The organism is Herbivorax alkaliphila, from assembly GCF_030848475.1.
Classification (GTDB): Bacteria; Bacillota; Clostridia; order Acetivibrionales; family Acetivibrionaceae; genus Herbivorax.
Map to the genome: position 1 here is coordinate 1 of NZ_JAVDDS010000012.1, position 13,357 is coordinate 13,357.

7 protein-coding genes are annotated in these 13,357 nt (G+C 29.9%); all 7 read right to left on the bottom strand.

Features of this window, described 5'->3' with window-relative positions:
* Positions 1-433 precede the first annotated feature (433 nt).
* The 7 genes from RBH29_RS06060 to mnmG all read right to left on the bottom strand — a co-directional run bounded on the left by RBH29_RS06060 (position 434) and on the right by mnmG (position 13,343).
* Positions 434-1,321 carry a polysaccharide deacetylase family protein gene (locus tag RBH29_RS06060; protein ID WP_306695882.1) on the bottom strand — a complete coding sequence of 296 codons (888 nt, stop codon included), beginning with the start codon at positions 1,319-1,321 and terminating at the stop codon, positions 434-436.
* A gap of 319 nt (positions 1,322-1,640) precedes the next feature.
* Positions 1,641-3,776 (bottom strand): methyl-accepting chemotaxis protein, encoded by a 2,136-nt coding sequence (locus tag RBH29_RS06065; RefSeq protein WP_306695883.1) that lies wholly within the window; start codon positions 3,774-3,776, stop codon positions 1,641-1,643.
* A 506-nt stretch (positions 3,777-4,282) separates the two neighbouring features.
* On the bottom strand, positions 4,283-6,775 hold the full coding sequence (gene gyrA / locus RBH29_RS06070; RefSeq protein WP_306695884.1) for a DNA gyrase subunit A: 2,493 nt from the start codon (positions 6,773-6,775) through the stop codon (positions 4,283-4,285).
* A gap of 489 nt (positions 6,776-7,264) precedes the next feature.
* On the bottom strand, positions 7,265-9,388 hold the full coding sequence (locus RBH29_RS06075) for a methyl-accepting chemotaxis protein (protein WP_306695885.1): 2,124 nt from the start codon (positions 9,386-9,388) through the stop codon (positions 7,265-7,267).
* Between the two features lie 237 nt (positions 9,389-9,625).
* Complete coding sequence (gene noc, locus RBH29_RS06080) at positions 9,626-10,459, bottom strand: nucleoid occlusion protein (RefSeq protein ID WP_306695886.1); 834 nt, start codon at positions 10,457-10,459, stop codon at positions 9,626-9,628.
* A 264-nt stretch (positions 10,460-10,723) separates the two neighbouring features.
* On the bottom strand, positions 10,724-11,446 hold the full coding sequence (gene rsmG / locus RBH29_RS06085) for a 16S rRNA (guanine(527)-N(7))-methyltransferase RsmG (protein ID WP_306695887.1): 723 nt from the start codon (positions 11,444-11,446) through the stop codon (positions 10,724-10,726).
* 1 nt (position 11,447) lies between these two features.
* A complete protein-coding gene (mnmG, locus tag RBH29_RS06090) occupies positions 11,448-13,343 on the bottom strand; it encodes a tRNA uridine-5-carboxymethylaminomethyl(34) synthesis enzyme MnmG (protein WP_306695888.1) in 1,896 nt (631 codons plus the stop codon).
* Positions 13,344-13,357 lie beyond the last annotated feature (14 nt).

Sequence of the window (13,357 nt, forward strand, 5' to 3'; positions counted from 1 at the left end):
CATATTAACACGCTGCACTTCTTATGTCAATACTTTTTTAAAAAAAGTTTTTTTGTCATGTCATCAATCAGCGACAGCTATATTAATATATCAACTTAATTGATTGTTATCAACCAACCTTCATTATCATTTATCACAATTAATTCAATTTGTATTTATATTTCTTAGTTTTACTTGATTATAAGACTTTTTAATAAATAAAGCTCTCTTTTAAACTTTTATTTTATATACAAAACGCTATTTAAAGCAGCAATAATGTTTCTTCCTTAGATATAGCAGTGTCTCTGATATAAGTTTTAATACTTAGCTTTAACTTAAAAATTTATCTTGTTCTAAGACTCCACCTTCTATAAGGTAGAATTGCTCTTATAAATCTTCAGGTGGAGTTGAGTCTCCACCTGAAGCCTCGATGTTTAACTTTAGCTAAACGAGTTCACTTTCTATCATTAATATCAATAAGTTCTGGAACCGTCACAAATTCAACTCCATCTTCTTGAAGTTCAGGAATTATTTCATGCAATGACTGTACTGTACCCAGTAAATCCATAGTCCAATGTCCTCCATCGTGCATAAGTATAATTGCTCCTGGATGAATATTGCTAAGAACATTGTTTTTTATTTGTTCAGGTGAAAGCTGCATCCAATCTAAAGAATCAACTGACCAGCCAATAGCTGAATTTCCCAATTCACCAACTTTCTCAACTAATTCTTCATTCAGTGCTCCATAAGGTGGCCGAAATAAACTTGGCTTATATCCCAGTATTTCATTTAGTACATTTTCTGTATCTGTAACTTCCCACTCTAATCTTTCCACACCCTCTTTGCTGAGATTAGGATGCCAGTAAGTGTGATTTCCCACTGCATGTCCTTCCTCAACTATTCTTTCAGTTATACCTCTATGTGCAGCTGCTCTTGCTCCAACTAAAAAAAATGTGGCTTTAGCATCATATTTCTTTAAAATATCGAGAATTTGAGGTGTATACCTAGGATCTGGACCATCATCAAAAGTTAGTGCAACTCTTTTATCATTCAATGAACCTCGAAGCACTAAAATATTCGGATATTTTTGTTGAAGCAAATTATTTGATATTGGATTAGGTTTTCTCCCTTCTATTTCAGCTCCTCCTTCAAGCTTCATCATCTCAATTTGTTCATCTGTTAAATTAATCCATTGGCCGGTACGGGGTATGTTTCCCATATCAGGTATTTGTTCTCCTTCTAAAGGATTTTGTTCTGATTGATATTTACATGATACAAGCATTATAAGTATTATGATAGAAATAAAATAAAAATACCTTTTAAATAATAGTTTGTTTTTCAAAAGTTTATCCTCCCTCATAAAAAATACAAGAATTTAATAACACATACCTTATTATTAAATGTACCAAAGAAAATTATTACTCAAAATTAATTTACCATAAAGTACAAAAAACGTTCAGTCAACACTGAACGTTTTTTACTATATATATTATCTTATTCTAAGACCCCACCTTTCATAAGGTGGAGTTGAGTCTCCACCTGAAGCCTCGATGTTTAATTTTAGCTAAACGAGTTCACTTTTATAAATGAAAAAATTCATATTATAATTTTTAACTTTATAAAAATTATCCTTTACGCACCTACAAATGTTTTTATATCAGTTATTCTATTTTAAAAACTGATATTGATTCATTAAGTTTTTTAGACATTTCATCTAGGTTTTTCGATAGTTGGGATAACTCTTCTGATGATGCTACCTGTTCCTGAGTTGTAGCTGAAACTTCTTCAGCTATTGATGCGGTTTCCTGAGATATTGCAGATATATTTTGTATTGATTCTGAAGTATCTTTTTTTGATTCAAGAGCACTTTTTATTGACTGAGATACATTATCTACTCGTTCTATTAAACTTTCCATTGATTTATGTATAGATTTAAATGAATTATCTGTTTCTTTAACAATATTTAATTGCTCTTCCATAAACTCATTTGCATTGTGTGCAACTTTTGTAGTGTTGTCAGTCTTTTGAAGAATACCATCAATTATAATTTTAATTTCTTTTGATGACTCTTTAGATTGATCTGCTAACTTTTTTACCTCATTTGCAACTACAGAAAAACCTCTTCCTGCTTCTCCTGCTTTTGCTGCCTCAATTGAAGCATTTAGTGAAAGAAGGTTTGTCTGATCTGCAATTGTAGATATGGTTTTTATTATTTTAACTATTTGTTCCATATCTTTACTTAAATTATTTATATCTTTAATAACCTGCCCAGATGCAGAGCTTGTTTGAAATGCTTTTTCATTTAAGGTTTTTACTATATTTAATGCATTATGACTTAGTTGCTTTGTTCCATTCGCCGTTTCAGCCACAAAATCCATGTTTTTATCCACTTTGTTAATGTCCTCTGATAAAACATTAATGCTTTCAACGCCACTTGATGAATTTTCAGCCTGTTCACTTGCACCAATAGCCACCTGATTCATTACCTCACTAATCTGTTTTGAAGCAATTTTAGATTTCTCAGATGCTGTATTAACTAATAATGAGTTTTTTATAACTTTTTGAGATGAATTGCTTACCTGTCCAATAAGTTTTCTTATATTTTTTATCATATGGTTAAATCCTCTTATTACGTCTGCTATTTCATCTCTACTGTTATCTTCTATATCATGAGCTAGATTTCCCTCTTTACCCTCATTAATTAATTTTCCCATGTTTTTAAGAGGAAATGATATACTCATGGATATAAGATATGAAAATATTATTGAGAAAATTATACAAATGGCAATAAAGAACATAACAGAATTCTTTATTGTATTTGTATCTTCATTAATATATGAAAAAGGTATTTTTCCAACTAAAATCCAATCAGTTCCCTCAATAGACTTATACGAAACCATATGTCCATCAAAATCAAAGTTTGTCGATGTAGAATCCTCATTTGTAAGTATTTTATTTACAAAATCTTTATTCTCATGGTTGCTGCCAAGACCCTCCATTCTCCTGTTCGAGACATATCTTCCGTTAGAATCAATAATAAATAAATCTGCACCTTCCCCAAGATTAATGTCACTATATACATTTAAAAAACTCTCATTTCTCAATCCAATCATAATATAACCAAGTCTTTCGCTTGTTCTAAGATTATTTATTCTCCTTGTAATTATTAAATGATAAGATTCATCGTATTCAACTGGTGTCCAAACAGGACTTCCACCTCCATCTTCAGCAAGTTCTCGTATTCTTTCTCCTTCTTCTATTAAATGATTATTTAAATAATGATTTACTGAATAATGAATCATTTCATCTTCTAAAAATATTGATCCAAAATTGACAGACCTTACTGATGCTAGCCTTCTAGTAAGTACATCTCTTAAATCAGAATTTGCCCTGTGTATTTCATATTCATTTTGGCTTTCATCATTAATAATTCCTAGTGCCTCCTGTACATCACTTGAATGAGCTATTTCTAAAGCATAGTTACCGTGTTTTTCTAATTCTGAATATAAATTACTTTCAGCTTGTTCAATAATTTGTTGAGAATACATTTCTATTTTAGTCTCTATAGAATTTTTTGATAAATTATAAGAAAAAACTCCAAGCAAAACTAAAGGTATTATAGAAAGAATAAGAAATGATGCCATCAATCTAAATTTAACTTTTACTCTTCTAAATACACCAATAACAGTTACTAAAATTGCTAATATAAAATTATTACTACTTTTTTCTTTTTTATCATTATTTTTTTTTAAGATTTTCTTTTTCCCTTTTATCTTTTTGTATAGATTTTTTATCATTATGCTTTCACCTCATTAAAAAAATTAATCCACAGATTATAAATAAAAAAGTCGGCTTCGCCGATTTAAGGCTAGGGTAATTCTTTAAAGTACAGCTTTTCGGTAGACTTTTTTGATGCCAGAAAGCAATGCACTTTATTAGCCATTAAAAAAATTTTATAATTTTACTTTGCCTTATTAAGAACATCGGCAAATTTGTCTTTATTTTTTACTGGTGTTTTTTATTTAAAACTTTAGAATAAAGCGAAAGCACTATGATAGGGTTAAATTGGCATTATATAATAGCTTGTAACTGAAAAAAGCTAAAGCACTATGATAGGATATAAAAACATATTTAAAAGCGAAGGTTCTAATCCCTTCGCTTTTATATTCTTCTAAAACAACACCTTCTACAAGTTGTTGTTTTTCTTATAATCTTAAGGTTGAGTAGAATCTCCCCTTTAAGCTTATATTTTTAGCTAGCTAAAAATATTCATTTTTCTTTAAAACCCTATTAGAGTAAAATTCTAATCTTCTTCTGTTTCTTCTTCACATTCCTCATTATCATCAACTTCATTTATTATCCTTGCAACACTTACTAAATATGTTTTAGAATCCATTCTCATAAGTGTAACTCCTTGAGTTGCTCTTCCTAAAAGACTAATATCTTTAGCACTTATTCTTATAATTGTACCATCTGAACTGATAAGCATAACGTCATCATCTTCACAAACCAGCTTTGTACCTGCAATTTTTCCAGTTTTCTCTGTTACTCTATATGTGAGAATTCCTTTTCCTCCTCTGGTTTGCACCTTATACTCGCTAAGCTCTGTCCTTTTTCCAAAACCTTTTTCTGTTACAACTAGAAGACTTGTATTTTCAATAAATGCTCCCATTCCAATTACTTCATCACCTTCTGAAAGCTTGATACCTCTCACGCCCTGAGATACTCTTCCTAATGGTCTTGCATCCTTTTCATTAAATCTTATTGACATTCCATTTCTAGTAACAAGAATAATATCCTTTTCCCCGTCAGTAAGTCTTACATCTATAAGTTCATCATTTTCTCTTAATGAAACAGCTGTAAGACCTCCTTTTCTTATATTGTTATATTCCATAAGTCTGGTTTTTTTGACTACACCATTTTTAGTTGCCAGAATAAGAAATTGATTTTCTTTATATTCTGTAATTGGAATTACAGTTTCAACTTTCTCATCCTGATCTAATTGCAACAAATTAACAATAGCTGTTCCCTTTGCCTGACGTCCTGACTCAGGTATTTCATAAGCTTTAAGCCTATAAACCTTACCTTTATTGGTGAAAAAGAGCATAAAATTATGTGTTGATGTAATAAATAATCTTTCTACAAAATCTTCTTCTCTAGTGCTTAATCCAACAATCCCTTTTCCTCCTCGTCTCTGGCTTTTATAGGTATCAGCAGGAATTCTCTTTACGTAACCATAATGAGTAAGGGTTATAACACTTTCCTCTTCTTCAATTAAATCTTCAATATCTATATCACTTTCATCTGGCACTATTTGTGTTCTTCTCTCATCCGCATATTTATGCTTTATTTCATTTAATTCATCTTTTATAATATTTAAAACCATAAATTCATTTGCCAAAATATCCTTAAAATATTTTATCTTTTTTAAAAGTTCCTGATATTCATTTTCAAGTTTTTCTCTTTCTAAGGCTGTAAGCCTTCCCAGTCTCATATCTACGATTGCCTGTGCCTGCTTATCAGTAAAAGAAAATCTTTCCATTAAACTTTCTTTTGCAAGAGCTTCACTTTTCGATGCTCTAATTATTCTTATAACTTCATCAAGATTATCTATTGCTATTTTTAATCCTTCTAAAATATGAGCTCTTGCCTCAGCTTTATTGAGGTCAAATTTTGTCCTTCTTACAATAACATCTTTCTGATGATTTATATAATAATCAATAGCCTGCCTCATATTAATTACACGAGGCTCAAATTTTTTATCCTCTGTCTGAACAAGGGCAAGCATGTTAACGCTGAAACTATCTTGAAGCTGAGTGTTTTTATAAAGCTGATTTAACACAACATTTGCATTTGCATCTTTTTTTAGTTCTATAACAATTCGCATTCCATTTCTATCTGATTCATCTCTTAAATCAGAAATGCTTTCTACTCTTTTATCTTTAACCAATTCAGCAATTTTTTCAACTAATCTTGCTTTATTAACCTGATAAGGCAATTCTGTAACAACTATCCTCTGCTTATTTGTGTTCATTTGTTCTATATTTGTAACGGCACGAACTACCACTCTTCCTCTTCCTGTTTTAAAAGCATCTCGAATTCCCCTTTTTCCAACTATAGTTGCACCTGTAGGAAAATCAGGACCTTTTATTACCTTATTGAGATCTTCAGCTGTTATCTCAGAATCATCTATTACCTTGTTTATTCCATCTATAACTTCTCCTAAATTATGAGGTGGAATATTTGTTGCCATACCAACAGCAATACCTGAAGATCCATTTACCAAAAGATTTGGAAACCTAGAAGGTAATACAACAGGCTCAAATTCATGATCATCAAAATTAGGTTTAAAATCAACAGTATCTTTATTTATTTCCTTCAACATTTCCAGAGAAATTTTAGACAACCTAGACTCTGTATATCTCATTGCTGCAGGTGGATCCCCATCTACAGATCCAAAATTACCATGACCGTCAACAAGCATATATCTAAGAGAAAATTCCTGTGCCATACGAACCATACTATCATATACTGCTGCATCTCCATGAGGATGATATTTACCCAAAACTTCACCCACTGTAGTTGCACACTTTCTGTGTGTTTTATCAGGAGTAAACCCTAGACCATGCATTGCGTAGAGTATTCTTCTATGTACAGGTTTTAAACCATCCCTTACATCTGGTAAAGCACGGTCTATTATTACACTCATTGCATAATCTATAAATGACTTTTTCATTTCTGACTCAATATCAACAGGTATAATCCTTTGTGTGTTTGTTTGATTATTATCTGACATCTCTGTACCTCTTTTCCTATATTTCTATTTCAAAATGTTCTATGTTAATAAGTAATGGTTAAGAACTAACATCCCTTTTCATCGCTCAAAAACCGTTAAATCATTGGAGTTTTGTGCTTGAGAATAGGGCGTTATTTCTAAGTTAGTCCAAAAAATTCGCTGTCTACCATGAATTTTTTTATTTTTTAGAGAACTCTGTGGTTCTTTTACGATAAATTTTAAATTATTAGTCATTCATATCTATTTTAATAAAGATTTATAATACTGTCCACTTTTTTTAGTATATTTTTCACCACTTATAAGTATATTAAATTTATTCCCCTGTTAAAAGCCTTTCACCTCAAGACTTTAACCAAAATTTTAGATATATTACAGCTACATATATAAAAAGAGCATAATATGAAATTATGCCCTTTTTATTACCAAATTATTCTTTTTAATCATTATACGTTATAATATTTATTTAGCTTTAGCTAAACGAGTTCACTTTTACTCTGTTTTAAAAACTGATATTGCTTCACTTAGCAAATTCGCCATTTTATCAAGGTCTTCAGATAAATTTGTTAGTTCCTCTGAAGTGGCTGCCTGCTCCTGTGTTGTAGCAGATACTTCCTGAGCTATTGAAGCAGTTTCCTCGGAAATAGCTGAAATATTTTGTATTGATTCTGAGGCTTCATCTTTTGATTCTAAAACTTTTTTAATAGAACCAGATACTTCCTCAACACAATCCATTAAATTTTTCATAGATTTATTTATTTCTTTAAAAGAATAATCAGTTTTTTTAACTATCTTTAATTGTTCGTTTACAACTTCATTAGCCTCATAAGCAACATCTTTTGTATTTTGGGTTTTTTGTAAAATATTCATTATTATATTTTTTATATCTTTAGATGAATCTTTAGATTGATCTGCAAGTTTTTTAACTTCATTTGCAACTACAGAAAAACCTCTTCCTGCATCACCTGCTTTTGCAGCCTCTATAGAAGCATTTAAAGAAAGCAGGTTTGTTTGATCTGCAATTTGAGACATTGTTTTAACTATCTTCACTACTTGTTCCATATTAGCACTTAAAGAATCAATATCCTCAATTACTTTTTCTGATGCTGAATTTGTTTGAAAAGCTTTATCATTTAGTAATTTTACAATTTCAATAGCATCGTAACTAAGTTTTTTTGTATTGTCTGCAACATCAGATACTGTTTCCATACTATTTTCAACTTTATTAATTCCCATTGCAAGGGTACTTATACTTTCTGCACAACTTGCAACGTTTTCAGCTTGATCTGCTGAACCAACTGCTACCTGCTGTATAACTTCACTTATTTGTTTTGAACTTACATTAGATTTATTTGCTGAACTATTAACCAGTTTAGAACTTTTTATAACTTTTTTAGATGAACTTCCAACCTGATCTATTAACTTTCTTATACTTACTAACATATGATTAAAACCTGTTATTACATCTGTTATTTCATCTTTTCCATTATCATTTATAGTTAAAGCTAAATTTCCTTTTTTTGCTTCATTAATTAAATTTCTCATTTTATTTAACGGCTTTGCTATGCTCATAGATATAATGTATGAAAGCATCATGGAAATTAAAATAAACAGTACAACAAAAAATATCATTGACAGTCTTATTCTGTTAGGCTCTTCATTTATATATGAATAAGGTATTTTTCCTACTAAAAACCAATCAGTACCACTTATCTTTTCGTAAAAAACCGCATGTTCATTAAAACTTATAGAAGTATTATCAGCTTCAAGATGTAAGTTATTAATTAAATCAGGCTCATCATAATATTCACCAAGGTTTGTCATATTCCTGTTTGATACATTTCTTCCTTCTGAATCAATAATAAATAAATCTGCCCCATCTCCTAAATATATATCTCTATATAAATTACCAATAACACTATTTTCTATGCTCATAAATAAATATCCCTGTTTTTGATTTGTCCTCAAGTCATAAATTATGCGTGCAGATAATAAATAATAGTCATTATCTCTTTTAACTGAACTTATTATTGTAGATCTTTCATTTTCTTCTATAAGTCCTTTCATGTCCTCAATAACTTGCTCATCATCGAAAAAACTATTACTGCGTAAATCTATTTGTGAATAATTATCCGGTAGTACTCTAGCAAATGAAATAGAATTATTGTTAGACAGTCTTGACACTAAAAAGTCACTTATTTCTCTTTCTGCTGATATATTGTTTTGATTTGTGTCATCATTAAGAATTCTTATATTTTCCTGTAACGTTTGTGAAGTGCTCAATTCAAAAGAAAAATCTCTAAGACTTTCTAATTCATTATCTATATTATTCTCAACTTGATCTACTATTTGATTTGTGTAATCATTAATTTTAGTGTTTATTGAGTTTTTTGATATAGAAAAGGAAAATACACCTGTAATTATAAGGGGTACTGTTGATATAGCAATAAGAGTTATTATTAATCTGTTTCTAACTTTTGTTCTTCTAATTATATTATAATCTTTATCAAATACCTTTTTAAAATCTGTATCTTTTATTTTTTTTACCTTATCAATAAAATTATCTTTTAAATTTTTTAGTAGGATTTTTGATTTATTGCTAAATTTACCTTTCATTATTTCTCACCTCAAAATATATTTAAAATTAATCTTTCCTAATATATTTATCGGTATAATTTAATAAAAATTAAACTAATTTTTCTGGTAAAATATTAATTATATTTTAAAACCCCACCTTATATTAAAGTGAATTTTCTATTATAGCCTTCAGGTGGAGTATAATCTCCACCTGAATCTCTTATAATATATACATCTATCGTTTAAAGGGTTAAAAATCAGATTATTTTTTAGCCCTTACTTAGGCACTCTTACAATAAATTCATAATAGCTTCCTCTGTCAAATTGAGCTGCTTTTGCATCCACTCCTGACTTTTTCATAAGTTCTATAGCTTGCTTTATTGTATTTACAAATATTCTGATATCTTTTATAGCTTTAGTAAACTGTGGTTTGTTTTTCTTTTCTTTTTGTCTTTTAGTATACTTTTCAATTGCCCTTTCTATTAAATCCTCTGTTTTCTTAACATTCAAACCTTTTTCACATACATGCTTCAAAACTTTTAGTTGAAGCTGTTCATCATGGAGTTTTAGAAGTGCTCTTGCATGTCTTTCGGTTAAATTATTATCAGAAAGCATTTTTTTAACAAGTGGGGGAAGTTTTAATAATCTTATTTTGTTTGCTATTGTAGATTGACTTTTACCAATTTTATGAGCAAGTACTTCTTGTGTAAATCCATGATCATTAATTAAATTATTATATCCTTCAGCCTCTTCCATATAACTTAAATCTTCTCTTTGAAGATTTTCTATAAGAGCTAAAACTGCAGAATCATTGTCATTAATATCTACAATTATAGCTGGTATATCTTCTAATCCAGCCATTTTAGAAGCCCTTAATCTTCTCTCACCTGCTACAAGCTCATACATATTGTTTGATATTTTTCTAACACTAATAGGTTGAATAATTCCATATTGCTTTATTGATTCACAAAGTTCTTCCATTGGAATTTTATTAAATTGTTTTCTAGGTTGATATGGATTTGGTCTAATGCTTTCAACTGGTAAATTAATAATGTTTTTTAAATTCTTTTTGTTTTCCTCTCTTGCTATTTGTAATCTGTTTTCTAACATAGGGCACCATCCTTTGCAAATTTATTATATTTATCATTTGTTAAACTTTTATCTAGCAATAGTACTTATATATATCTTATATTTTTGTTGAGGCAATACTTATTTCTCTAATTTATATATACCACTATAAGTTATAGATGTAAAATACTTATTGCATTTAATAAAAATATTGTACAAATGAATATTCTACCACGAATGTATAAATCCTTTTTTTTAAACAAAGAATCGTTCGCCCAAATGCTTTGTATTACTGCATTTTACGAGTTAAACCAAAGGCTTTTTTGAAGGTTTTCCACTTTTTCTGGGATATTTTGTCGGTGAATGTCGAAACTTTTTTATAATTATTATATTTCTTTTTATATCTGAAAAAGGTAAATCAAATTTAATAACATCTTCAACTTTACCTCCTAATATATCCAGAGCCTTTTTAGAATTGTCTAGTTCTTCCACTTTACTGCCTTTCATTGCAATAAAAAGACCTCCTACCTTTACAAATGGCAGACAGTATTCAAGCAAGACAGGTAAATTTGCAACTGCTCTTGCCAAAGCTATATTAAATATTTCCCTAAAATCTTTTGATACACCTTTATCTTCAGCTCTTGAATGAATAGCTTTTATGTCTTTTAAATCTAGCTTATCTATTACTTCATTTAAAAATTTGACTCTCTTTTCAAGAGAATCTAAAAGTGTTATATTTAAGTCTTTTTTTATAATTTTTAAAGGTATTCCCGGAAATCCTGCTCCAGTACCTACATCAATTATATTTTTGTGTTCTTCTTTTATGAATGGAGATATACTTATTGAATCAATAAAATGTTTAATTATTATTTCCTTTTCATCTTCAATTGCTGTTAAATTTATTTTTTCATTCCACTCTAATAAAATGTCTTTATATTTAAAAAAATTATCAATATCTCTCTTTTCCAAATCAACATCAAATTTTGATGCTCCATTTAATAGAAGTTCACTCAAGCTGTATTCATTCAATTTATAAATCTCCTCTCTTTTTTAAAGATTCTAAATAAATTAAAAGCACTGAAATATCTGCAGGAGATACTCCCGATATTCTTGAAGCCTGTCCAACCGATTCAGGTTTAACCTTATTAAGCTTTTGCCTTGCTTCAATTCTAAGCCCTTTTATTTCTTCATAATTTATATCTTTATTAAGTTTTTTCTTTTCAAGCTTCTTAAACTGTCCAACCTGCATCATCTGCCTTTTTATATACCCTTCATACTTTACTGTTACAGAAACCTGTTCTTTTATTGTAAAACTTAAATCAGGCATATTATCATCAATTTCTTTTAGTGAATCATAACTTATTTCAGGTCTTTTTAATAAATCTTTAAGTTTAACACCGCTTTTAATAGGTGTGCTGTTCATTTTTTTTAGGTATTCTATTTGTTTTTCTTTCGGCGGAACTACAGTCTTTTCTAACCTTGAAATTTCTTCTTCTATACGTCTCTTTTTTTCTTTAAATTTTAAATATCTCTCTTCAGATATCAAACCTTTATCATATCCTAAAGGAGTAAGTCTTAAATCTGCATTATCCTGTCTTAAAAGTAGTCTATATTCCGCTCTTGAAGTCATCATCCTGTAAGGTTCATTTGTTCCTTTTGTTACAAGGTCATCTATTAGTACCCCTATATACGCCTGAGATCTATCTAATGTTATAGTCTCTTCTCCTTTTATTTTAAGTGCTGCATTAATTCCTGCTATGAGTCCTTGAGCTGCCGCCTCTTCATATCCAGAACTTCCATTTATTTGACCTGCAGAAAAAAGCCCGTCTATATTTCTAAGTTCTAATGTAAGTTTAAGCTGAGTTGGATCTATACAATCATACTCAATAGCGTAGGCACTTCTCATAACCGAAACATTTTCAAGACCAGGTAGAGTTTTTATCATTTCATTTTGTACATCTTCTGGAAGACTTGATGACATACCCTGTAAGTACATTTCCTGTGTTTTTAGACCCATTGGTTCTATAAATATTTGATGTCTTTCTTTATCCTTAAATCTTGAAACCTTATCTTCTATTGACGGACAGTACCTTGGACCTATTCCCTCTATTAAACCCCCAAATAAAGGAGATCTATGAAGATTATTTCTTATAACCTCATGTGTCTTTTTGTTTGTATAAGTAAGATGGCATAAAATCTGCTCTATGTTAATTTCTTCATTTTCAAAAGAAAATGGTATTATTCTATCATCTCCCGGCTGTTCTTCCATTTTAGAAAAATCTATACTTCTTTTGTTCACACGAGCAGGTGTTCCTGTTTTAAATCTCAATAAATCTATATTTAGTTCCTTTAAACTGTCTGAAAGTTTATTAGCAGGAAATAGACCATCAGGACCACTACTATAACTTATATTACCAATTATTATTTTAGACTTTAAATATGTTCCTGTGGTCATAATCACAGCTTTGCATTTATATATTGTACCTGTATGTGTTTTTACACCTGTTACTTTTTTTCTCCCACCTATATCTTCTGTAATTAATTCAATTATTTCTGCCTGTTTTAAATCTAAATTTTCCTGCATCTCCAACACATTTTTCATTTCCGACTGATATTCTCTTCTATCTATCTGAGCTCTAAGTGAAAAAACCGCCGGCCCCTTTGCTCTGTTGAGCATCTTTGACTGTATAAGTGTCTTGTCTGCAATTTTTCCCATTTCTCCACCTAAAGCATCTATTTCCCTTACAAGATGCCCCTTAGCAGTACCTCCTATGCTTGGATTACATGGCATATTTGCAACACTATCTAAATTAATTGAAAAAATTACTGTTTTAATATTCTTTCTAGCTGATGCCAATGCTGCTTCACATCCAGCATGTCCTGCACCAATAACAACAACTTCATATTCACCTGCAATAAATTCCATAATTATCCCTTCCA